Annotated in this window: 23 protein-coding genes; 14 read left to right on the forward strand and 9 right to left on the reverse strand. The window is 66.0% G+C overall.

The genetic code is table 11. The features are described 5' to 3' along the window. Positions 1-64: 64 nt before the first annotated feature. Entirely contained in the window at positions 65-757 is a 693-nt protein-coding gene (locus N7607_RS16725; protein WP_279866042.1) for an NUDIX hydrolase, read from the reverse strand. Positions 758-900: 143 nt separating this feature from the next. Between N7607_RS16725 and N7607_RS16730 the strand changes: the two genes are divergently transcribed. From N7607_RS16730 to nadE, 3 genes are read left to right on the forward strand one after another with little or no spacing between them, the layout of a single operon-like run. Next, complete coding sequence (locus N7607_RS16730) at positions 901-1,545, forward strand: nicotinamidase (RefSeq protein ID WP_279866043.1); 645 nt, start codon at positions 901-903, stop codon at positions 1,543-1,545. A 1-nt stretch (position 1,546) separates the two neighbouring features. After that, a complete protein-coding gene (gene pncB, locus N7607_RS16735) occupies positions 1,547-2,740 on the forward strand; it encodes a nicotinate phosphoribosyltransferase (RefSeq protein ID WP_279866044.1) in 1,194 nt (397 codons plus the stop codon). Positions 2,741-2,750: 10 nt separating this feature from the next. Continuing rightward, positions 2,751-3,578: an ammonia-dependent NAD(+) synthetase gene (nadE, locus tag N7607_RS16740; RefSeq protein WP_279866045.1), complete on the forward strand. Its 828-nt coding sequence runs from the start codon at positions 2,751-2,753 to the stop codon at positions 3,576-3,578. A gap of 17 nt (positions 3,579-3,595) precedes the next feature. Here the strand turns inward: nadE and N7607_RS16745 are convergent, their stop codons facing one another. Next, the gene (locus tag N7607_RS16745; protein WP_279866046.1) at positions 3,596-3,778 is read right to left on the reverse strand and encodes a hypothetical protein; all 183 of its coding nucleotides are present in this window, start codon (positions 3,776-3,778) and stop codon (positions 3,596-3,598) included. 73 nt (positions 3,779-3,851) lie between these two features. Then, complete coding sequence (locus N7607_RS16750; RefSeq protein ID WP_279866047.1) at positions 3,852-4,397, reverse strand: hypothetical protein; 546 nt, start codon at positions 4,395-4,397, stop codon at positions 3,852-3,854. Between the two features lie 86 nt (positions 4,398-4,483). Here N7607_RS16750 and N7607_RS16755 point away from each other — a divergent pair, with 86 nt between their 5' ends. Then, a complete protein-coding gene (locus N7607_RS16755) occupies positions 4,484-5,584 on the forward strand; it encodes an AI-2E family transporter (RefSeq protein WP_279866049.1) in 1,101 nt (366 codons plus the stop codon). 58 nt (positions 5,585-5,642) lie between these two features. Here the strand turns inward: N7607_RS16755 and dcd are convergent, their stop codons facing one another. Both dcd and apbC read right to left on the reverse strand, forming a co-directional pair. Then, the gene (dcd, locus tag N7607_RS16760; protein ID WP_279866050.1) at positions 5,643-6,209 is read right to left on the reverse strand and encodes a dCTP deaminase; all 567 of its coding nucleotides are present in this window, start codon (positions 6,207-6,209) and stop codon (positions 5,643-5,645) included. A 162-nt stretch (positions 6,210-6,371) separates the two neighbouring features. After that, positions 6,372-7,466 carry an iron-sulfur cluster carrier protein ApbC gene (gene apbC, locus N7607_RS16765; RefSeq protein ID WP_279866051.1) on the reverse strand — a complete coding sequence of 365 codons (1,095 nt, stop codon included), beginning with the start codon at positions 7,464-7,466 and terminating at the stop codon, positions 6,372-6,374. A gap of 133 nt (positions 7,467-7,599) precedes the next feature. Here apbC and metG point away from each other — a divergent pair, with 133 nt between their 5' ends. The 8 genes from metG to N7607_RS16805 all read left to right on the forward strand — a co-directional run bounded on the left by metG (position 7,600) and on the right by N7607_RS16805 (position 14,422). Continuing rightward, a complete protein-coding gene (gene metG / locus N7607_RS16770; RefSeq protein ID WP_279866052.1) occupies positions 7,600-9,636 on the forward strand; it encodes a methionine--tRNA ligase in 2,037 nt (678 codons plus the stop codon). A 54-nt stretch (positions 9,637-9,690) separates the two neighbouring features. Beyond that, positions 9,691-10,239: an Rnf-Nqr domain containing protein gene (locus N7607_RS16775; RefSeq protein WP_279866053.1), complete on the forward strand. Its 549-nt coding sequence runs from the start codon at positions 9,691-9,693 to the stop codon at positions 10,237-10,239. Further along, positions 10,236-11,372: an RnfABCDGE type electron transport complex subunit B gene (locus N7607_RS16780; RefSeq protein ID WP_279866054.1), complete on the forward strand. Its 1,137-nt coding sequence runs from the start codon at positions 10,236-10,238 to the stop codon at positions 11,370-11,372. Before N7607_RS16775 ends, N7607_RS16780 begins: the two co-directional genes overlap by 4 nt. Continuing rightward, positions 11,353-12,357, forward strand: a complete 1,005-nt coding sequence (locus N7607_RS16785; protein WP_279866055.1) for an RnfABCDGE type electron transport complex subunit D — start codon at positions 11,353-11,355, stop codon at positions 12,355-12,357. Before N7607_RS16780 ends, N7607_RS16785 begins: the two co-directional genes overlap by 20 nt. A 5-nt stretch (positions 12,358-12,362) precedes the next feature. Next, positions 12,363-12,953 (forward strand): RnfABCDGE type electron transport complex subunit G, encoded by a 591-nt coding sequence (locus tag N7607_RS16790; RefSeq protein ID WP_347881175.1) that lies wholly within the window; start codon positions 12,363-12,365, stop codon positions 12,951-12,953. Further along, on the forward strand, positions 12,950-13,504 hold the full coding sequence (locus N7607_RS16795; protein ID WP_279866057.1) for an Rnf-Nqr domain containing protein: 555 nt from the start codon (positions 12,950-12,952) through the stop codon (positions 13,502-13,504). The genes N7607_RS16790 and N7607_RS16795 overlap by 4 nt, the downstream gene beginning before the upstream one ends. Then, the gene (gene nth, locus N7607_RS16800; RefSeq protein WP_279866058.1) at positions 13,501-14,139 is read left to right on the forward strand and encodes an endonuclease III; all 639 of its coding nucleotides are present in this window, start codon (positions 13,501-13,503) and stop codon (positions 14,137-14,139) included. Before N7607_RS16795 ends, nth begins: the two co-directional genes overlap by 4 nt. Before the next feature lie 106 nt (positions 14,140-14,245). Next, on the forward strand, positions 14,246-14,422 hold the full coding sequence (locus N7607_RS16805) for a hypothetical protein (protein WP_279866059.1): 177 nt from the start codon (positions 14,246-14,248) through the stop codon (positions 14,420-14,422). 39 nt (positions 14,423-14,461) lie between these two features. Here N7607_RS16805 and N7607_RS16810 read toward each other — a convergent pair whose 3' ends face one another. The 4 genes from N7607_RS16810 to N7607_RS16825 all read right to left on the reverse strand — a co-directional run bounded on the left by N7607_RS16810 (position 14,462) and on the right by N7607_RS16825 (position 18,338). Continuing rightward, the gene (locus N7607_RS16810) at positions 14,462-15,535 is read right to left on the reverse strand and encodes a sensor domain-containing diguanylate cyclase (RefSeq protein WP_279866060.1); all 1,074 of its coding nucleotides are present in this window, start codon (positions 15,533-15,535) and stop codon (positions 14,462-14,464) included. Between the two features lie 69 nt (positions 15,536-15,604). Then, positions 15,605-15,997, reverse strand: coding sequence for a lactoylglutathione lyase (gene gloA, locus N7607_RS16815; protein WP_279866061.1), 393 nt, complete (start codon positions 15,995-15,997; stop codon positions 15,605-15,607). A gap of 92 nt (positions 15,998-16,089) precedes the next feature. Then, positions 16,090-17,307 carry an argininosuccinate synthase gene (locus N7607_RS16820; RefSeq protein WP_279866062.1) on the reverse strand — a complete coding sequence of 406 codons (1,218 nt, stop codon included), beginning with the start codon at positions 17,305-17,307 and terminating at the stop codon, positions 16,090-16,092. Between the two features lie 119 nt (positions 17,308-17,426). Next, complete coding sequence (locus N7607_RS16825) at positions 17,427-18,338, reverse strand: OmpA family protein (protein WP_279866128.1); 912 nt, start codon at positions 18,336-18,338, stop codon at positions 17,427-17,429. 178 nt (positions 18,339-18,516) lie between these two features. Between N7607_RS16825 and pyrC the strand changes: the two genes are divergently transcribed. Next, the gene (gene pyrC / locus N7607_RS16830; protein WP_279866063.1) at positions 18,517-19,563 is read left to right on the forward strand and encodes a dihydroorotase; all 1,047 of its coding nucleotides are present in this window, start codon (positions 18,517-18,519) and stop codon (positions 19,561-19,563) included. After that, entirely contained in the window at positions 19,560-20,234 is a 675-nt protein-coding gene (gene rnt / locus N7607_RS16835; protein ID WP_279866064.1) for a ribonuclease T, read from the forward strand. Before pyrC ends, rnt begins: the two co-directional genes overlap by 4 nt. Positions 20,235-20,325: the final 91 nt, after the last annotated feature.

Here is a 20,325-nt window from a genome sequence, read left to right on the forward strand (position 1 = left end):
CCGGGACGGACGACTGTGCTTAGGGAGTTCTCGCAGCGTAGCCGACAGCCCGGCCAAGTTCACATCAGGACAGCACGCTGCGGTCGAAGATGAACCCTCCGGCGGCCTGCGGCCGGTGCTCCAGCAGGTTCTGCGGGCGGCCCATCTTCGGCTGGTTCTTCTCGCCGGTATCCGCGATCCAGCCATGCTGCTTCATCTTCTCCAGCCGGCCGCGTAGCGTGGTGTGCTGCACCGCCTGGCCGAGGCTGGCCTGGAATGCGGCCAGCGCCTCGGTCACGGTGAAACGCGGCGCCAACAGGTACAGCGGCAGCGAGGTGTACACCGCCTTGCCGGCCAGGCGCTCGGCGGCCTGGACCACCAGTTGGACGTGGTCGAACGGCAACGGCAGTTCTTCGCCCAGCACCTGGTCCAGGGGGACGAAACGCAGGTCATCGCCCTGCAGCTCGGTGTCCGGCGCCAGCAGCGCCAGGTAGAAGGTCGACAGCGACCAGCCCCGCGGATCACGCACCGCGTTGCCCACGGTGGCCACCTGTTCCAGGTGATGCGGGGCGATGCGCGCCTTGTCCTGCAACGCGCGCTCGGCGGCGGCATCCAGGCTGGCGTCGGCGCAACGGCCGTTGACGAGCACGCCGGGCAGTGCCCATTGCCCCTCGAACGGCGCCTGGCCACGGCGAATCAGCAGCAGCTGCAGCGCGCCCTCTTCCCCCAGGCGCAGCGCCACGATGTCCACCCCGGCCAGCACTTCGGCGGCAGCCATGTTCCTCTCCTTCGAATTCCAGCGACTTATTTCATCTTGACGAATAACTCACAGAATTTCATCCGTCCCGGTAAAAAGCGCTTGCCAACTTATTTCATCAGATGGAATATGTAACCACCTTCACGGCAACAAGGAATGCCAAGATGAAAATCGCCAGCTTCGACGTCGATGCGCAAAAGGGCTTCACTCCCCTGTGCCCGAACGAGCTGCCGGTTCCCGGCGGCGATGCCATAGCCCCTGCCCTCAACCAACTGGCCGAACGCGCTGTCATGCGCCTGGGTAGCAAGGACGCGCACAGCCCGCAGGCCGCCTGGGTCGCGCCGAGCCACGCGGAGATGCTCAAGCCGCTGCCGCTGGCCAATGCCGACCTGTCCTGGGTCAGCCACTGCGTGCCGGGCACGCCGGGCTTCGAGCTGCTCGACGAGTTGCCCGCCCCGCTGGACTACGACTACTTCGTGTGGAAAGGCGTGGAGCCGGACCTGCACCCCTACGGCGCCTGCTACCACGACCTGGCCGAGAAACGCAGCACGGGCGTCATCGAGTTTCTCCGGCACAATGGCGTGAACCGCGTGCTGGTCGGCGGCCTGGCCCTGGACTACTGCGTGAAGACCACCGCCCTGCAATTGCGCCGCGCCGGCTTCCTGGTCGATGTGTACCTGCCGGCCTGCCGGGCGATCGCCGAGGACACCGCCAACAGCGCCTGCGCCGCGATGCGCGCCGCCGGCATCGCCCTGCACGCCAGCCTGGATGAGCTGGATGCGGCACTGAACATGGATGGAGACAACTGAGATGACCGAGAGCGTATTCGCCGAGCGCATCGTGCAGAACCTGCTGGACACCGACTTCTATAAGCTGACGATGATGCAGGCGGTGCTGCACAACTACCCCAACGCCGAGGTGGAGTGGGAGTTCCGCTGCCGCAACGCCGAGGACCTGACGCCCTACCTGGCCGAGATCCGCTACCAGATCGAGCGCCTGGCCGAGCTGGAAGTCACCGCCGACCAGTTGGCCTTCCTCGAACGCATCCCGTTCATGAAGCCGGACTTCATCCGTTTCCTCGGCCTGTTCCGCTTCAACCCGCGCCACGTGCAAACCGCCATCGAGGACGGCCAGCTGTGCATCCGCCTGCGCGGGCCCTGGCTGCACGTGATCCTCTACGAGATCCCGCTCCTTGCCATCATCAGCGAGGTGCGCAACCGCTATCGCTACCGCGAGGTGCTGCTGGAGCAGGCCAGCGAGCGCCTGTACGACAAGTTCGACTGGCTCAAGCGCGAGGCCTCGGCCGATGAGCTGGACGGCTTCCAGGTCGCCGACTTCGGCACCCGCCGGCGCTTCTCCTACCGGGTGCAGGAGCAGATGGTGAAGATCATGAAGCGCGACTTCCCCGGGCGCTTCGTCGGCACCAGCAACGTGCACCTGGCCCGCGAGCTGGACCTCAAGCCCCTCGGCACCATGGCCCACGAGTGGCTGATGGCCCACCAGCAGCTCGGCCCGCGTTTGATCGACAGCCAGAGCGCCGCCCTGGACTGCTGGGTGCGCGAATACCGCGGCCTGCTCGGCATCGCACTGACCGACTGCATCACCATGGATGCCTTCCTGCGCGACTTCGATCTGTACTTCGCCAAGCTGTTCGACGGCCTGCGCCACGACTCCGGCGACCCGCTGCAGTGGGCGGAAAAAGCCATCGCCCACTACGAGAAGCTGGGCATTGACCCCATGAGCAAGACGCTGGTGTTCTCCGACGGCCTCGACTTCGAAAAGTCGCTGCAGCTCTACCGTGCACTTCACGGTCGTATCCACGTAAGCTTCGGCGTCGGCACCAAACTGACCTGCGATATCCCCGGCGTCGAGCCGATGAACATCGTGATCAAAATGACCGCCTGCAACGGCCAGCCCGTCGCCAAGATTTCCGACACACCGGGCAAGACCCAGTGCCGCGACGAGAACTTCGTCAGCTACCTGAAACATGTTTTCCGCGTATGAGGACCCAGCCATGAGCAACCGCCAAGCCGAAATCGCCGCCGCCCTGGACGTGGTACCGCCCTTCGCCGACGAGGCCGCCCTGGTGGCGGAGATCGAGCGGCGCAAGAACTTCATCAAGAACACGCTCAAGAGTTCGGGCCTGAAGGTACTGGTGCTGGGCATCAGCGGTGGCGTCGACTCCACCACCGCCGGGCGCCTGGCCCAGCTGTCGGTCGAGGAGCTACGGGCCGAGACCGGCGATGGCGGTTACCGCTTCATCGCCGTGCGCCTGCCGCACAAGACCCAGCATGACGAGCACGATGCCCAGGACTCGCTGAAATTCGTCGGTGCCGACATCAACGACACGGTCAACATCGCCCCCAGCGTGCTCGGCCTGGGCGAACAGGTCGCAGATCTGCAGAAGCTCGCCGAGCCGCGCCGCGACTTCGTCAACGGCAATATCAAGGCGCGCATCCGCATGGTCGCCCAGTTCGCCATCGCCAACGCCAACAATGGCCTGGTGATCGGCACCGACCACGCCGCCGAGGCGGTGATGGGCTTCTTCACCAAGTTCGGCGACGGTGCGTGCGACCTGGCCCCGCTCTCCGGCCTGGTGAAAGGCCAGGTACGCGCCATCGCCGCGTACCTGGGCGCACCGCAACACCTGGTGCAGAAGACGCCGACCGCCGACCTGGAAGAGCTACGCCCGGGCAAGCCGGACGAAGAAGCCCACGGCGTGAGCTACGCCGAGATCGACGCATTCCTGCACGGTCAGAAGGTCAGTGAAGAGGCCTACGCCACCATCGTGCGCACCTACGACAACACGCGCCACAAGCGCGAATTGCCGCTGGTGCCATAACCCGCGTCCAGCCCGCCTCAGTAGCGGGCTATCGGCGCCGGTGGCGGCTGGTCGGGAATGGTCGGCTCACCCGGGGGCTGCGGCAGGTCGGGCTTGCCGGGCTGATCAGGGATATCCGGATCAGGCTGGCCGGGAATGGCGCCGTTCAGCTGCCAGCCACGCGGGCCTGGCGGGAAGAAGTGAGTCAGTGTCGCGTACATGAGATGCCCTCCTCGGCTAACTCTGAGCGGTAGAGTTCGCCGAGGCGGGAGAAATTCACTGCATTTTCGTGCGTCAGGGTTGCTCGAACAGCACGCTGATCGACACCAGCACCGACTGGTCGGGGTTGTCGCCCAGGTGGTAGTCCGGCGCCGGACCGTAGCCCAGCCAGATCTGCCGGCCGTTCTTCTGCACCAGATCGGAACGCTCGTCCCCCGCCCCCTCCAGTCCCGCCAGGACATCGCTCACCTGCTGCCGCGGCATGCCCAGGCGCAGCCGATCGTCGACCACGAAGCCCTCGGGCTGGCCTTTACTCTCCACGTCCTGCAGCCAGCCGACGAAAAGTTCGTCGGTGAACTGCGCCACCTTCCAGCAACGCACTTCGCGCAGGCGCTCGCCTTCGAACACCAGCAGCAGCGCATTGCCATACAACAGGCCACGTCGCCCCTGCTGCAGCGGCAGTTCGGCAGTCGGCGCGCCGAGGTGTTTGACGAAGGCGGCCGGCGGCGCGCGGGGCGCCAGGCCGAACACCTCGCCATCGGTGCGCAGGCTCAGCTCGGCCTGGGCCAGGGTGGCGGCGCAGTTGAGCAGCAGGCAACCGGCCCATTTCCCTAAATTCATGGTGAATCCCTCCCATTGCAGACGGGCCGCGGTCCGCTGGCCGGCTATGCTGACGCATGCCATCCGCCGCCGCCAAGGACCGCCCCATGTCGCCCATCGACTCGGACAGACACCTGCCTCGCACTCTACTCGACACCTTGATCCGCGCCGGACTCATCGCCGCGCTGGTGGTGTCCTGCTATGAAGTGTTCCACCCCTTCCTCAGCCTGATGCTGTGGTCGGTGATCCTCGCCATCACCCTTTACCCGCTGCACCGCCTGCTCAGGCCGCATCTGGGCAACAGCGACAGCCGAGCCGCCACATTGATCGTGCTGATCGCCATGGCCTTGCTGATGCTGCCGATCTACCTGCTCGGCGCCTCGCTGAGCGACTCGGTGGAGGTGGCGATCGACACAGTGAAAAGCGGCTCGCTGCGCATCCCCTCGCCGCCCGATTCCGTCGCCGGCTGGCCGCTGATCGGCGAGTCGCTGCACGGTTTCTGGGAGCAGGCCTCGTCCGATCTGACCAGCCTGCTGCAACGCCTGGCGCCCTATATCAAGGATGTGACCCTGGTCCTGCTCGGCAAGATCGCCGGGGCCGGCGCCGGCTTCCTGATCTTCATCGCCGCCCTGGTCATCGGCGCCATCATCATGGCCTACGGCGACAACGGCCACCGCAGCGCCCAGCGCATCGCGGCGCGCATCATCGCACCCGAGCGCAGCGGACATTTCGTATCGCTGTGCACCTCGACCATCCGCGCCGTGGCCCAGGGCGTGATCGGCATCGCCTTCGTGCAGATGCTGTTGCTCGGCATCGGTTTCGTGGTCATGGGCGTCCCCGGCGCGGGGCTGCTGGCGATGGGCGTCCTGCTGCTGGGCATCATGCAGCTGCCACTGCCGCTGATCACCCTGCCGGTGATCGCCTTCGTCTTCTACAGCGAAGGGCCGACCCTGGCGACCATCGTCTTCACCATCTACACCATGCTCGCCGGCCTGGTCGACAACGTGCTCAAGCCCCTGCTGCTGGGGCGCGGCGTCGACGTGCCGATGCCGGTGGTACTGATCGGCGCCCTGGGCGGCATGCTCAGCGGCGGCATCATCGGCCTGTTCATCGGCCCGGTGGTGTTGGCGGTGGGCTACAAGTTGTTCTGGCAATGGGTCGATACGCCACCCGTGCAGATCCAGGAGTCGCGGTCGGAAGGCACCTGAGCCAAACCGCGGGCACAAAAAAGCCGGGCGAGCCCGGCTTTTTTCATGGCGGCGCCGATCAGGTCTTCGGCAGGGTCACGCCGGTCTGGCCCTGGTACTTGCCACCACGGTCGGCGTAGGACACTTCGCAAGCCTCGTCGGACTGCAGGAACAGCATCTGCGCCACGCCCTCGTTGGCGTAGATCTTCGCCGGCAGGGTGGTGGTGTTGGAGAACTCCAGGGTCACGTGGCCTTCCCACTCGGGTTCCAGCGGGGTGACGTTGACGATGATGCCGCAGCGCGCGTAGGTGCTCTTGCCCAGGCAGATGGTCAGCACGTCACGCGGGATGCGGAAGTACTCGACGGTGCGGGCGAGGGCGAAGGAGTTCGGCGGAATGATGCACACCGGCCCTTTCACATCGACGAAGCTCTTCTCGTCGAAGTTCTTCGGATCGACGGTGGCCGAGTGGATGTTGGTGAACACCTTGAATTCGTCGGCGCAGCGTACGTCGTAGCCGTAGCTGGAAACGCCGTAGGAGATCAGGCGCTCGTTGCCCTCGGTGCGCACCTGGCGCTCGACGAAAGGCTCGATCATCCCGTGATCCTGGGCCATGCGGCGAATCCACTTGTCCGATTTGATGCTCATGGCGGGAGTCCTGAAAGCAGTGGTTGAAAAATGATCGCGCATCTTACCGGGAGGCAGGGCGCGGTTCAAAGGCCTCCGTCGGAAGCCCGGTAGGAACGGGCTCTGCTCGCGAAGGCTCTACGTGAAAGCTTCGCGAGCAAAGCTCGCACCTATCAGCGACGGTCAGTCGTCGCTGATCTCGATGGTCGGCATGGCCTGCGCGCCAAGCCCGGACTGGGCGATGCGCGCGCCGACGCTGCGAGCCATCTCCTGGTAGATCATGGCGATCTGACTCTCGGTGTCTGCCACCACGGTGGGCTTGCCACCGTCGGCCTGCATGCGGATGGCCATCGACAGCGGCAGCGAGGCCAGCAGGTCGACACCGTACTGACCGGCCAGCTTCTCGCCGCCGCCTTCGCCGAACAGGTGCTCGGCATGGCCACAGTTGGAGCAGATGTGCACGGCCATGTTCTCCACCACGCCGAGCACCGGGATGTTGACCTTGCGGAACATCTCTACCCCCTTCTTGGCGTCCAGCAGGGCCAGGTCCTGCGGGGTGGTGACGATCACGCTGCCTGCCACCGGTACCTTCTGCGCCAGGGTCAGCTGGATATCGCCGGTGCCCGGCGGCATGTCGACGATCAGGTAGTCCAGGTCGTCCCAGGCGGTCTGGGTCACCAGCTGTAGTAGCGCGCCGGAGACCATCGGCCCGCGCCACACCACCGGAGTGTTGTCGTCGGTGAGGAAGGCCATGGACATCACCTGCACCCCGTGGGCTTCCAGCGGCACGAAGAACTTCTGGTCGCGCACCTTGGGACGGGTACCTTCGGCGATGCCGAACATGATGCCCTGGCTGGGGCCGTAGATATCGGCGTCGAGAATGCCGACGCGGGCGCCTTCACGGGCCAGGGCCAGGGCCAGGTTGGCGGCGGTGGTGGACTTGCCCACGCCGCCCTTGCCGGAGGCCACGGCGATGATGTTCTTCACCCCAGCCAGGGCCGGCACCTGCTCCTGGGCCTTGTGCGCGGCAATCGCTACATCGACCTGCACCCGCGCCGACTCCACGCCGTCCAGGCCTTCCAGGGCCATCTGCAGCATCTGCGCCCAGCCGCTCTTGAACAGCCCGGCGGCATAGCCCAGCTCCAGGCGCACGGCGACCTTGCCACCCTGGATGTCGACTTCGCGCAGGCAGCCGGCGCTGACCGGGTCCTGATTCAGATGGGGATCGGTGAACTGACGCAGGCGGGCTTCGACCGCTTCGCGGGTGACGGCGCTCATGGGGCAACTCCGAAAGGCAGAGCAAAACAGGCGGGCATATTACCCCAGGGCCGCGCCCGGTACGGATGAAAAAAAACCGCCGCGCCTATATAGTGGCCGACTTCCCTCGATTCACCTGTACGGCCTGCTCATCATGTCCGAAGCCCGCAAGATTCTCGTCACCAGCGCCCTGCCCTACGCCAACGGCTCGATCCACCTCGGCCACATGCTCGAGTATCTGCAGACCGACATGTGGGTGCGCTTCCAGAAGCTGCGCGGCAACCAGGCCATCTACGTCTGCGCCGACGACGCCCACGGCTCGGCCATCATGCTGCGCGCCGAGAAGGAAGGCATCACCCCGGAACAGCTGATCGACAACGTCCGCGCCGAGCACATGGCCGACTTCGCCGACTTCGGCGTGGACTTCGACAACTACCACTCGACCCACTCGGAAGAGAACCGCGAGCTGTCCGCCGCCATCTACCTGGCGCTGCGCGACAACGGGCACATCGCCACCCGCTCGGTAACCCAGTACTTCGACCCCGAGAAGGGCATGTTCCTCGCCGACCGCTTCATCAAGGGCACCTGCCCGAAATGCGCGGCCGAGGACCAGTACGGCGACAACTGCGAGAAATGCGGCGCCACCTACGAGCCGACCGAGCTGAAGAACCCGCGCTCGGCCATCTCCGGCGCCGTGCCGGTGCTCAAGGACTCCAAGCACTTCTTCTTCAAGCTGCCCGACTTCGAGGCCATGCTGAAGACCTGGACCCGCTCCGGCACCCTGCAGGACGCCGTGGCCAACAAGATCGCCGAATGGCTGGATGGAGGCCTGCAGGAGTGGGACATCTCCCGCGACGCGCCGTACTTCGGCTTCGAGATCCCCGACGAGCCGGGCAAGTACTTCTACGTCTGGCTGGACGCGCCAATCGGCTACATGGCCAGCTTCAAGAACCTGTGCAGCAAGCGCCCGGAGCTGGACTTCGACGCCTTCTGGAACAAGGACTCGACGGCCGAGCTGTACCACTTCATCGGCAAGGACATCGTCAACTTCCACGCCCTGTTCTGGCCGGCGATGCTGGAAGGCGCCGGCTACCGCAAGCCGACCGGCGTCAACGTGCACGGCTACCTGACCGTCAACGGCCAGAAGATGTCCAAGTCGCGCGGCACCTTTATCAAGGCCAGGACCTATCTGGACCACCTGAACCCGGAATACCTGCGCTACTACTACGCCTCCAAGCTCAGCCGCGGCGTGGACGACCTCGACCTGAACCTCGAGGACTTCGTGCAGAAGGTCAACTCCGACCTGGTCGGCAAGGTGGTCAACATCGCCAGCCGCTGCGCCGGCTTCATCCACAAGGGCAACGCGGGCGTGCTGGTCAACGCCAACCCCGAGCCGGAGCTGTGGGCCGCCTTCCAGGCAGCAGCGCCGAGCATCGCCGAAGCCTACGAGGCCCGTGACTTCTCCCGCGCCATGCGCGAGATCATGGCCCTGGCCGACCGCGCCAACGCCTGGATCGCCGACAAGGCGCCGTGGGCTCTGAACAAGGTCGAAGGCAAGCAGGCCGAGGTGCAGGACATCTGCGCCCTGGGCGTCAACCTGTTCCGCCAGCTGGTGATCCTGCTCAAGCCGGTGCTGCCGAAGCTGGCGGCCGACGCCGAGGCCTTCCTCAACGTCGCCCCGCTGACCTGGGACGATCTGGCCACCCCGCTGGCCGACCACCAGCTGAACCCGTTCAACCCGCTGCTGACCCGTATCGAACCCGCGAAGATCGAAGCCATGACCGAAGCCTCCAAGGAAGACCTCGCCGCCGAAGCCACCAAGCCAGCCGGCAATGGCGAGCTGACCAAGGACCCGCTGGCCGCCGAGATCAACTTCGACGCCTTCGCCGCCGTCGACCTGCGTATCGCCCTGATCGAGAAGTGCGAGTTCGTCGAGGGTGCCGACAAGCTGCTGCGCCTGTCGCTGGATATCGGCGACGAGAAGCGCAACGTGTTCTCCGGCATCAAGTCCGCCTACCCGGACCCGAGCAAGCTGGAAGGCCGCCTGACCCTGTACGTGGCCAACCTGGCCCCGCGCAAGATGAAGTTCGGCGTCAGCGAAGGCATGGTGCTGGCCGCCGGCCCCGGCGGCGAGGAAATCTACCTGCTCAGCCCGGACAGCGGCGCCAAGCCAGGCCAGCGCGTCAAGTAAGGCTAGCCTTGTAACAGGCCCGCCACGCCAGTCGCGGGCCTGGAGCAAACACGCATGACCGACTTCCTCTTCGCCCTGATCGGCGCCGCGCTGGTCAGCAACCTGATCCTCGGCCTGCCGCTCGCCGCCGATGCTCTGCGTCATGCCCGCGGGCAGGCCCTGGGGCTCGCCGGAGCACTGCTGATCCTACTGGCCGCGCCCAGCGCCTGGCTGCTGCAACAGGCCCTGCAGGTTGTCGAGCTTAGCTATCTCTACCTGCTGATCGGCCTGCCGCTGCTAGCCGCCCTGAGCTGGCTCAGCCTGGCTCTGCTGTCGCGTCTGCGCCCCTCCCTACTCCTGGACGGCTTGTGGCCACTGCTGCTCGGCAATGGCCTCGGCGCCATGCTGCTGGCGCGTTCGCTGGAGAACTTCTCCGCCGCGCTGGCCCTGGGTATCGGTGGCGGCCTTGGCTTCTGGCTGGTACTGCAACTGATGAGCGACCTGATCGAGCGCATCGAGCAATGCGATGTGCCGGCCGCCTTTCGCGGCACGCCGATCCTGCTGATCGCCGCCGGGCTGATGGGCCTGGCCTTCCTCGGCTTCAACGGCATGGGGGCGGCATGAGCACCGCCAGTGCACGCATCCAGGCCATCGACGCCCTGCTGCCGCAGACCCAGTGCGGCAAGTGTGGCCACCCTGGCTGCAAGCCCTACGCCGCAGGCATCGCCAACGGCGAAGCGATCAACAAGTGCCCGCCGGGCGGCAGCGCCACCATCCACGCCATCGCTCAGCTGCTGCAAGTACCGGAGCTGCCGCTGGAGCTGCCGGAAGTACCGCCGCAGATCGCGCTGATCCGCGAGGCCGAGTGCATCGGCTGCACCAAGTGCATCCAGGCCTGCCCGGTGGATGCCATCGTCGGCGCGGCCAAGCTGATGCACACGGTGATCACCGCCGAGTGCACCGGCTGCGAGCTGTGCGTGGCGCCCTGTCCGGTCGACTGCATCGACATCCTGCCGCTGACCGGCGCGCAAGCGCAGCAACAGCGCGAGCGTGCCGACCAGTTCCGCAGCCGCCACGAGGCCCACCTCGCCCGCCTGGCGCGCAACGACGCCAAGCGCCAGGCCGAGCGCGCGGCGCGGGCGCCTGCAGCCCAGCCCGCGACTCCAGCGCAGCCAGTCGCCAGCAACGACGACCAGTACAAGCGCCTGAAGATCGAAGCCGCCATGGCCAAAGTGGTGCTGGCCAAGGCCGAGAAGCAACTGGCCCAGCGCGGCAACGACGAGCTGCAGCGCCAGGTGGACGAACTGCGCCAGGCCGCCGAGCGCGCCCAGCAGGCGCTGGAGCACGCAACGCCAGCGGCGCCGACCGCCCCCACCGAGGGTATCGCCGCGCTCAAGCAGGCCAAGATCCAGTTCGCCCTGCGTCGCGCCGAACTGGACAAGGCCACGCGCCAGGGCGCGGATGACGCAGCCTTGCAGGCGCTGCGCACCAATCTGGAGGCAGCCGCCCAGGCCCTGCATGCCGCCGAAGAGGCCAGCGGCAAGCCACTGCCCGACCTGGTGCGTACCGACAAGCGACCGGTCGACCTCAAGCTACGCGAGCTAAAGACCGAGCACGCCTACGCCCGCGCCGAGCTACAGCGCCTGGAGCGGCGCCTGACGGCCAACCCCGAAGCGGCATCAGCCGACACCCTGCAGCAGGCCCGCCAGCGCCTGGCGAACGCCGAGCAACAGCTGCATGACTACCAGCAGCCCTGAAATCGCCTTCGACCCACGCCCGAGCATGCAGCGGGTGCTGCTCGCCTGCCTGCCCGGCGCCCTGGCATTGCTCTGGTTCAACGGCTGGGGGCTGCTGATCCAGCTGCTGCTGGCCGCCCTCACCTGCTGTGCCTGCGACCTGCTGGCTCGCAACCTGCGCGGCCAACCCCGCGCCGCCGGGGAGCGCAGCCTGTTCGAGCAGCCGCTGCTGGCCGAAGGCAGTGGCCTGGTCAGCGCCCTGCTGCTGGCTCTGGCCCTGCCCAGCTACGCGCCCTGGTGGCTGACCGTGGCCAGCGCCGCCTTCGCCAGCCTGTTCGGCAAGGCCCTGTTCGGTGGCTTCGGCAACAATCCGTTCAACCCGGCCATGCTCGGCTACGCCTTCGCCCTGGTCGCCTTCCCGGCACAGATGGTGCACTGGCCGGCGCCCGGCGCGGAGCATGGGCTGCTGGGCGCCCTGCAGCAGATCTTCGGCTTCGGCCCCGGCCTGCCGGATGGCTGGAGCCAGGCCACGGTGCTGGACAGCCTGCGCCACAACGACCGCCTGACCATCGACGAGCTGTTCGCCAGCCACCCGGCCTTCGGCGGAGTCGGCGGGCGTGGCGTGGAGTGGGTCAACCTGGCCTTCCTCGCCGGCGGCCTGTTCCTGCTGCAGCAGAAGGTGATCCGCTGGCAGGCGCCGGCCGGACTGCTCGGCGCCCTATTCGTCGCCAGTCTGCTGTGCTGGAACGGCTCGGGCTCGGACTCCAACGGCTCGCCGCTGCTGCACCTGTTCAGCGGCGCCACCATGCTCGGCGCCTTCTTCATCGTCACCGAGCCGGTCAGCGGCCCGGATAGCCCGCGCGGGCGCCTGTACTTCGGCATCGGCGTCGGCCTGCTGACCTATGCCATTCGTACCTGGGGCGGCTACCCGGACGGCCTGGCCTTCGCCGTGCTGCTGATGAACCTGTGCGTGACCCGCCTGGATCGCCTGGGGGCCGCGCGATGAAGCGCATGGCCGCAGTCCTGCTGGTGATCGGCCTGTGTGGCGCCGCCCTGCTCGCCACGCTGCAGCATTTCGCCGCGCCGCGCATCGAACAGCAGCGCCAGGTCGCCGCCGAGCGCGCCCTGCTCGATCTGCTGCCAAGCGGCAGCTACGACAACCGTCCACTGCAACAGCCCATCGCGCTGCCGGCTGGCGGCCTACTGGGCAACGCCCGTAACGAGCAAGGCTACCTGGCCAGCCTCAATGGCCAGCCCAGCGCGGTGCTGTTGCCGGTGACGGGAAAAGGCTACGAGGGGCCGATCCGCCTGTTGGTGGCGATCACTCCGGATGGCCAGCTACTCGCCAGCAAGGTTCTGCAACAGCAGGAAACGCCAGGCCTGGCCGACCTGCCGGCCCCTGAGCGCACCAGCTGGCTGAACGGTTTTACCGGCAAGACAGTGCATGACGACGCTGCAACCTGGACGTTGCGCGCGGACCAGGGCCAGGTCGACCAGATCGCCGGCGCCACCATCACCTCACGCGCCGTCAGCGACGCCCTGCAACGCGCCCTGCGCTTCTTCGACGCCGAACGACAGCGACTGCTGGAGGCGCAACCATGAAACCCGCCCTGCGCCTGCTCGCCTTCGCCCCGCTGCTGGGCTGCACCGATCTGCTGATCAAGGGCATCGCCATCGGCCTGGGCGGCCTGCTGCTGATAGCACTGTGCAACCTGCTGCAGGCGCCGTTGCGCAGGCACTTGCGGGAGCATGGCCGGCTGCTCGCCACGCTGCTGATCGGCGCCGTGCTGGTCGGCGGCCTCGAGCTGCTCCTGCAAACGCTCAGTGCCGAGCTGGCTGCGGCGCTTGCGCTCCATCTGCCGCTGTTGCTGCTGCCCTGCCTGACGCTGGCCCTGGACGAACAGCCGCAGGCAAGAAACGGCCTGCAGCTGGGGCTAGGGTTTGCCCTGTTCGCCGTGCTGCTCGGCAGCCTGCGTGAGGCCCTCGGCCATGGCAGCCTGCTGGCCCACGCCGACTGGCTGCTGGGCCCCGGCTTCTCCGGCTGGCACTGGAGCCCGGTGCTGCCGCTGCTGACGCAGGCCGCCGGCGGCTTTATCCTGCTCGGCCTGCTATTCGCCCTCTTTCGCCATTTCGACCAAGACGACGCCCGATGAACGCCGCCAAGCGCCACGAGATCTTCCGCCGCCTGCACGAAGACAACCCCGAACCCAAGACCGAGCTGGCCTACACCACGCCCTTCGAGCTGCTGATCGCGGTGATCCTCTCCGCCCAGGCCACCGACGTCGGCGTGAACAAGGCCACGGCCAAGCTATACCCGGTGGCCAACACCCCGGAAGCCATCCATGCCCTGGGAATCGAGGGCCTCTCCGAGTACATCAAGACCATCGGCCTGTTCAACAGCAAGGCGAAGAACGTCATCGAGACCTGCCGCATCCTGGTCGAGAAACACGGCAGCCAGGTGCCGGACAACCGCGAGGACCTGGAGGCGCTGCCCGGGGTCGGCCGCAAGACCGCTAACGTGGTGCTCAACACCGCCTTCCGCCAGCCCGCCATGGCCGTGGACACGCATATCTTCCGGGTCAGTAACCGCACCGGCATCGCTCCGGGCAAGAACGTGCTGGAGGTGGAGAAGAAGCTGGTCAAGTTCGTGCCTAAGGAGTTTCTGCTGGACGCGCACCACTGGCTGATCCTGCACGGCCGCTACGTCTGCCAGGCACGCAAGCCGCGTTGCGGCGCCTGCCGCATCGAGGATCTGTGCGAGTATAAAGCCAAGACTTCCGACGATTGAAAAGCCATTGAATCGGGCCTAGTGCCGATTGAAAAAATCTTTTTTACCGGCTCTGGCTTTATCGCTATAAGGTGCGCCATCAGCATTCCGAAAGCTGGAGTGATACATGAGCACTGGCAAAGAAGAACTCGAAGATGACTTCGTCGCCGAAGAGGTGGAAGACAGCCCCGAGCGCACGGTAGAGGTGGCCAAGACCAACCTGACCAAGCGCCGCATCATCGACAACCTGCTCGATGAGCGACGCCTGCAGCGACAGTTGAACGACTATGACTACGACCTTTGAGGTCAGACCCGAAAAGCCCCGCAGTGCGGGGCTTTTTCGTTACTGATTGACTGCCTGCGGCCGGCGGCGCGCGCACTTGTTGGCGTACATGGCCGTGTCTGCCTGCTGCAGCAGGGCGTCCAGGTCACTACCACCGCGCAGGGAAGACTCGGCGAGCCCCACGCTCAGCGACAGCGGCCGTCCGGTATTGCGGCGGAACGCCTCCAGCGCGTGATGCATGCGCAACAGCACCTCCTCGCCGCTGGTGTAGTCGCTGGCCAGCACCACGAACTCGTCCCCGCCCAAACGGGCGACCACATCCGTGCTGCGGAACAACGAACGCAGCAGCTGTGCGGCATCGACGATCATCGCGTCGCCGGCGGCATGACCGAAGCGGTCATTGGCCTGTTTCAGATAATCCAGGTCGGCATACAGCAACAGGCAGCGCCCGCCGCGGCGCCGCGCTGACTCCAGTTCGCGCTCGGCAAGCAGCAGAAAACCTCGGCGGTTACGCAGCCCGGTCAGCTCGTCGGTCAGCGACAGCTGGCGCACCTCGGCGGCCATCCGCTCGCGTTCGCGCACCTCGGCCTGCAGGCGATGGTTGACCTCGACCAGCTGCCCGGTGCGCTCCTCTACCCTGCGCTCCAGCTCGGCGTAGACCTGCACGTTTTCCAGGGCGATCGAGGTGGAATCGGCCAACGCCTGCAGCAGCTCGACCTGCTCGGCCGTGGCGGTATGCGGGCTGGCCCAGTAGTTGCCGATGGCGCCGATCGGATCCAGGGTGCGGATAGGCACCATGACCAGGCTTTTGACGAAGGTTGGACGGTAGGCCTCGTGGGGAATGCGCGGGTCCAGGTAGATATCCGGGATCACCGTGGCCTGGCGATTGAGCATGGCCCAACCGCTGATGCACAGGCTCATCGGAAAGCGCTGCCCCTTCCACAGGGGCGAAATGGCGTCCTCGTCGCGATAGAAACATTGCTGCCCATCGCGCAGAACGAAGGTGGCGCCGTCGGCACCGGTCAGCTCGCGGGCCGCGCGACGGACAATCTCCGCCACCCGATCCACATCCCTCGCCATCGACAGCTCCTGCACAACCCGGATCAGGCGCAGCGCCTGGGGATCAGCCGTCATGGAACACCTCGATGGCCAGGCAAATGGCCACTGCCTTTGTAAGCTTTCACTTACAAAGAATAGCAGCAGTCAATCGTTTCGCTTGGGCGACAGCAGCTCGATCTTGTAGCCATCCGGGTCCTCGACGAAGGCCAGGATGCTGGTGCCGTGTTTCATCGGGCCCGGCTCGCGGGTGATCTTGCCGCCACGCGAGCGGATGTCCTCGCAGGCTTTGTAGACGTCTTCCACTTCCAGAGCGATATGGCCGTAGGCAGTACCCAGCTCGTACTGGTCGACACCCCAGTTGTAGGTCAGCTCGATCACGCTGTTCTCGGCCTCGTTGCCGTAGCCGACGAACGCCAGGGTGAACTGGCCGTCCGAGTAGTCCTTGCGGCGCAGCAGGGTCATGCCCAGCACTTCGATATAGAAGGCGATGGAGCGGTCCATGTCGCCGACACGCAGCATGGTGTGCAGCAGTCTCATCAGGTTTTCCTCATCGTTGCCCTGGTGCGGGCCTATAAAAACAGAACCCCGGCTCATGGCCGGGGTTCGTTTGGCGCAGGGTTTTCAGCTTATCAGAACAGCTTGCGGCCCTTGCCGGCGGCGATACGCATGCGCAGCGCGTTGAGCTTGATGAAGCCCGCTGCGTCCGCCTGGTTGTAGGCGCCGCCATCCTCCTCGAAGGTCGCGATGTTGGCGTCGAACAGCGAGTCGTCGGACTTGCGCCCAACCACGATGACGTTGCCCTTGTACAGCTTCAGGCGCACCACACCGCTCACGCTGGCCTGCGAGGCGTCGATCATCTGCTGCAGCATCAGACGCTCCGGGCTCCACCAGTAGCCGGTGTAGATCAGGCTGGCGTACTTGGGCATCAGCTCGTCTTTCAGGTGGGCCACTTCGCGGTCCAGGGTGATCGACTCGATGGCGCGGTGGGCGCGCAGCATGATGGTGCCGCCGGGGGTCTCGTAGCAGCCGCGGGACTTCATACCGACGTAGCGATTCTCGACGATGTCGAGGCGGCCGATGCCATTCTCGCCGCCGATGCGGTTCAGCTCGGCCAGCACGGTGGCCGGAGACATTTCCTTGCCGTCGATGGCGACGATGTCGCCCTTGCGGTAGGTCAGCTCGATATAGGTCGGGGTGTTCGGCGCCGCTTCCGGAGAAACGGTCCACTTCCACATGTCTTCTTCGTGCTCGGTCCAGGTGTCTTCCAGCACGCCGCCCTCATAGGAGATGTGCAGCAGGTTGGCGTCCATGGAGTACGGCGACTTTTTCTTGCCGTGGCGCTCGATCGGGATGGCGTGCTTCTCGGCGTAGTCCATCAGCTTCTCGCGCGACAGCAGGTCCCACTCGCGCCAGGGGGCGATCACCTTCACGCCCGGCTTCAGCGCGTAGGCGCCCAGCTCGAAGCGCACCTGGTCGTTGCCCTTGCCGGTGGCGCCGTGGGAGATGGCGTCGGCGCCGGTCTCGTTGGCGATCTCGATCAGGCGCTTGGCGATCAGCGGACGGGCGATGGAGGTACCCAGCAGGTACTCGCCTTCGTAGATAGTGTTGGCGCGGAACATCGGGTAGACGAAGTCGCGAACGAATTCTTCGCGCAGGTCGTCGATGTAGATTTCCTTGACGCCCATGGCCTGGGCCTTGGCGCGGGCCGGCTCGACCTCTTCGCCCTGACCGAGGTCGGCGGTGAAGGTCACCACTTCGCAGTTATAGGTGTCTTGCAGCCACTTGAGGATCACCGAGGTGTCCAGGCCACCGGAATAGGCCAGAACTACCTTCTTAACGTCCGCCATGCCAATCAACTCCACGGGGTTGTACGGAAAACCCGCGATTCTACCGGCCGTGCCGGCCGATTTACAGGGGCGCGACAGACACTAACGACAAAGCGACAGTTTTATTTGTGGGCGCGCCGTCAGGATTTCGCCGCGGGTGCCGCCGGAGCCTCTGCGGCGGGCGCCGGCTCGCTGGCCGCAGGCGGGGCGCTCGGCGCGGGCTCGGCTGGGGTTTCCGCTACCGGCTCGCGGGACAAGGTCATGGTCACCCGGCGGTTCTTCGCCCGATTGGCCTCGCCGCTGTTCTTCACCAGCGGATAGCGCTCGCCGTGGAAGCGCACGATGATCTGCTCGGCCGGTATGCCGCGCGACTTGAGGTACTCCTCCACCGCCACGGCACGACGGCGCGAAGTATCGCGATTGGTCAGGCGGTTGCCGGAATTGTCGGAGTGGCCGTCGAGCTGGATGCGGTTGACGGTGGGATCGGCCTTGATGAAGTCGAGGATGATGTCGATCTTGGCCTGGGCCAGCGGCTCCAGCGTGGTGCCGCCGCCGGGGAAGCCCAGCTGGGTCTGGCGGATCTGGTCGAAGTTGACCGGCAGCAGGCCGACCGTGCACTTCAGGTAGTCGTTGTAGGCCTGGTTGAACTTGATCGGCAACAGGCGCACTTCCAGGCTGTCGCCGCCCTGCAGGGTGCGATGGCGCACCAGCGGGCTGCGTCCTTCCATCAGGCCGGTGAGCAGGCGCCCGGCCTGCTCCTGATTGCTGTTGAACGGCACCTCACCGCTGCCGATGCTCAGTGCCCCGAGATTGATGTCGCCGCGGCCGGGCTGCCAGGGCGCGGCGGCCGCCAGCAGGGTGGCGGAACCCGCGCCCAGCCAGCGCTCGCGGGCCCTGAGACGGAACGTGGCCTGCTCGCCGGCACGGCGGACGAACTCGCCTGCACCAAAGTCGGCAATGGGCTGGCTCAGGCGGCATTCGAACTGGTCGCCCTCGACCTTCCACTCCACTTTCTCCATGCGTGTCTGGAAAGTGATGGCCGCCGCCGGCATGCACCAAGGCAGGCTGGCAAGCAGGCTGAGCAGGAAGAAGCTGGGCTGGCGCAAGATCGGCTCCGTGGGGAGATACGGCTTTCAAAGCCCGTATCGGCCACGACAGCGGAAACTTGATAGGCCGTCTGGCCGGCAAAACTGGTAGCATTCGCCCACGTTTTACCTGCCGGGAATCCCCATGTCCGACCGCATTACCCTGCTGCGCCCAGACGACTGGCACATCCATCTGCGCGATGGTGCCGTCCTGCAGCACACCGTCCGCGATGTCGCGCGGACTTTCGCCCGCGCCATCATCATGCCCAACCTGGTACCGCCGGTGCGCAACGCCGACGAGGCCGACGCCTATCGCCAGCGCATCCTGGCCGCCCGCCCGGCCGGCAGCCGCTTCGAGCCGCTGATGGTGCTGTACCTCACCGACAAGACCAGCGCGGAAGACGTGCGCGCCGCCAAGGCCAGCGGCTTCGTGCATGCCGCAAAGCTGTACCCGGCCGGCGCCACCACCAACTCCGACTCTGGCGTGACCAGCATCGACAACATCTTCCACGTGCTGGAAGCCATGGCCGAAGCTGGCCTACCGCTGCTGGTACACGGCGAAGTGACTCGCGCCGAAGTCGACGTGTTTGATCGAGAGAAGCGCTTTATCGACGAGCACCTGACCCGCGTGGTCGAGCGCTTCCCGACGCTTAAGGTGGTGTTCGAGCACATCACCACCGGCGATGCCGCCGCCTTCGTCAAGGCCGCGCCGGCCAATGTCGGCGCCACCATTACCGCGCATCACCTGCTGTACAACCGCAACCACATGCTGGTCGGCGGTATTCGCCCGCACTTCTATTGCCTGCCGATCCTCAAGCGCAACACCCACCAGGAAGCCCTGCTGGATGCCGCCACCAGCGGCAATCCGAAGTTCTTCCTCGGCACCGACTCGGCACCGCACGCCAAGCATGCCAAGGAAGCGGCCTGCGGCTGCGCGGGCTGCTACACCGCGCACGCGGCCATCGAGCTCTATGCCGAGGCATTCGAACAGCGTAATGCGCTGGACAAGCTGGAAGGCTTTGCCAGCCTGCACGGCCCGGACTTCTACGGCCTGCCGCGCAACACCGACCGCATCACCCTGGTGCGCGAGGAATGGACCGGTCCGAGCGAACTGCCGCTGGGTGACAACCTGGTGATCCCGCTGCGCGCCGGCGAGAAACTGCAATGGCGCCTGCTGGAGGATCAAGCGTGAGCGAAGACAACTTCGACGACGAACTCGACGGCAGCCTGCCCTCCGGCCCGCGCCACCCGATGGCCGCGCGCTTTCGTGGCTACCTGCCGGTAGTGGTGGACGTGGAAACTGGCGGTTTCAACTCAGCCACCGACGCCCTGCTGGAGATCGCCGCGACCACCATCGCCATGGACGAGGACGGCTTCCTTTATCCGGACCACACCCACTTCTTCCGCATCGAGCCCTTCGAGGGCGCCAATATCGAGGCGGCAGCACTGGAGTTCACCGGTATCAAGCTGGATCACCCGCTGCGTCAGGCGGTGAGCGAGGAGCACGCACTGGGCGAAATCTTCAAGGGCCTGCGCAAGTCGATCAAGGCCAATGGTTGCAAGCGCGCCATCCTGGTCGGCCATAACAGCAGCTTCGACCTCGGCTTCCTCAACGCCGCCGTGGCCCGCTGCGACCTCAAGCGCAACCCGTTCCACCCCTTCTCCAGCTTCGATACCGCCACCCTGGCCGGCCTCGCCTACGGCCAGACCGTGCTGGCCAAGGCCTGCCAGGCCGCAGGTATCGACTTTGACGGCAAGGAAGCGCACTCCGCGCGCTACGACACCGAAAAAACCGCCGAGCTGTTCTGCGGCATCGTCAACCGCTGGAAGGAAATGGGCGGCTGGGACGACTTCGACCAGTAAATCCCCGCTACAACGAAACCCGGCCCAGGCCGGGTTTTTTTTGGAATGCGAAAGCCAGCCATACGGGAGGAACTGTCGCCAAGTTTTGACA

This window comes from Pseudomonas sp. GD04019 (assembly GCF_029837695.1).
Lineage (GTDB): Bacteria > Pseudomonadota > Gammaproteobacteria > Pseudomonadales > Pseudomonadaceae > Aquipseudomonas.

Bases quoted from the DNA above. Each gene is read 5' to 3' on its own strand.
- N7607_RS16725 (WP_279866042.1), bottom strand. From the start codon at position 757: ATGGCTGCCGCCGAAGTGCTGGCCGGGGTGGACATCGTGGCGCTGCGC.
- N7607_RS16730 (WP_279866043.1), top strand. From the start codon at position 901: ATGAAAATCGCCAGCTTCGACGTCGATGCGCAAAAGGGCTTCACTCCC.
- pncB (WP_279866044.1), top strand. From the start codon at position 1,547: ATGACCGAGAGCGTATTCGCCGAGCGCATCGTGCAGAACCTGCTGGAC.
- nadE (WP_279866045.1), top strand. From the start codon at position 2,751: ATGAGCAACCGCCAAGCCGAAATCGCCGCCGCCCTGGACGTGGTACCG.
- N7607_RS16745 (WP_279866046.1), bottom strand. From the start codon at position 3,778: ATGTACGCGACACTGACTCACTTCTTCCCGCCAGGCCCGCGTGGCTGG.
- N7607_RS16750 (WP_279866047.1), bottom strand. From the start codon at position 4,397: ATGAATTTAGGGAAATGGGCCGGTTGCCTGCTGCTCAACTGCGCCGCC.
- N7607_RS16755 (WP_279866049.1), top strand. From the start codon at position 4,484: ATGTCGCCCATCGACTCGGACAGACACCTGCCTCGCACTCTACTCGAC.
- dcd (WP_279866050.1), bottom strand. From the start codon at position 6,209: ATGAGCATCAAATCGGACAAGTGGATTCGCCGCATGGCCCAGGATCAC.
- apbC (WP_279866051.1), bottom strand. From the start codon at position 7,466: ATGAGCGCCGTCACCCGCGAAGCGGTCGAAGCCCGCCTGCGTCAGTTC.
- metG (WP_279866052.1), top strand. From the start codon at position 7,600: ATGTCCGAAGCCCGCAAGATTCTCGTCACCAGCGCCCTGCCCTACGCC.
- N7607_RS16775 (WP_279866053.1), top strand. From the start codon at position 9,691: ATGACCGACTTCCTCTTCGCCCTGATCGGCGCCGCGCTGGTCAGCAAC.
- N7607_RS16780 (WP_279866054.1), top strand. From the start codon at position 10,236: ATGAGCACCGCCAGTGCACGCATCCAGGCCATCGACGCCCTGCTGCCG.
- N7607_RS16785 (WP_279866055.1), top strand. From the start codon at position 11,353: ATGACTACCAGCAGCCCTGAAATCGCCTTCGACCCACGCCCGAGCATG.
- N7607_RS16790 (WP_347881175.1), top strand. From the start codon at position 12,363: ATGGCCGCAGTCCTGCTGGTGATCGGCCTGTGTGGCGCCGCCCTGCTC.
- N7607_RS16795 (WP_279866057.1), top strand. From the start codon at position 12,950: ATGAAACCCGCCCTGCGCCTGCTCGCCTTCGCCCCGCTGCTGGGCTGC.
- nth (WP_279866058.1), top strand. From the start codon at position 13,501: ATGAACGCCGCCAAGCGCCACGAGATCTTCCGCCGCCTGCACGAAGAC.
- N7607_RS16805 (WP_279866059.1), top strand. From the start codon at position 14,246: ATGAGCACTGGCAAAGAAGAACTCGAAGATGACTTCGTCGCCGAAGAG.
- N7607_RS16810 (WP_279866060.1), bottom strand. From the start codon at position 15,535: ATGACGGCTGATCCCCAGGCGCTGCGCCTGATCCGGGTTGTGCAGGAG.
- gloA (WP_279866061.1), bottom strand. From the start codon at position 15,997: ATGAGACTGCTGCACACCATGCTGCGTGTCGGCGACATGGACCGCTCC.
- N7607_RS16820 (WP_279866062.1), bottom strand. From the start codon at position 17,307: ATGGCGGACGTTAAGAAGGTAGTTCTGGCCTATTCCGGTGGCCTGGAC.
- N7607_RS16825 (WP_279866128.1), bottom strand. From the start codon at position 18,338: ATGCCGGCGGCGGCCATCACTTTCCAGACACGCATGGAGAAAGTGGAG.
- pyrC (WP_279866063.1), top strand. From the start codon at position 18,517: ATGTCCGACCGCATTACCCTGCTGCGCCCAGACGACTGGCACATCCAT.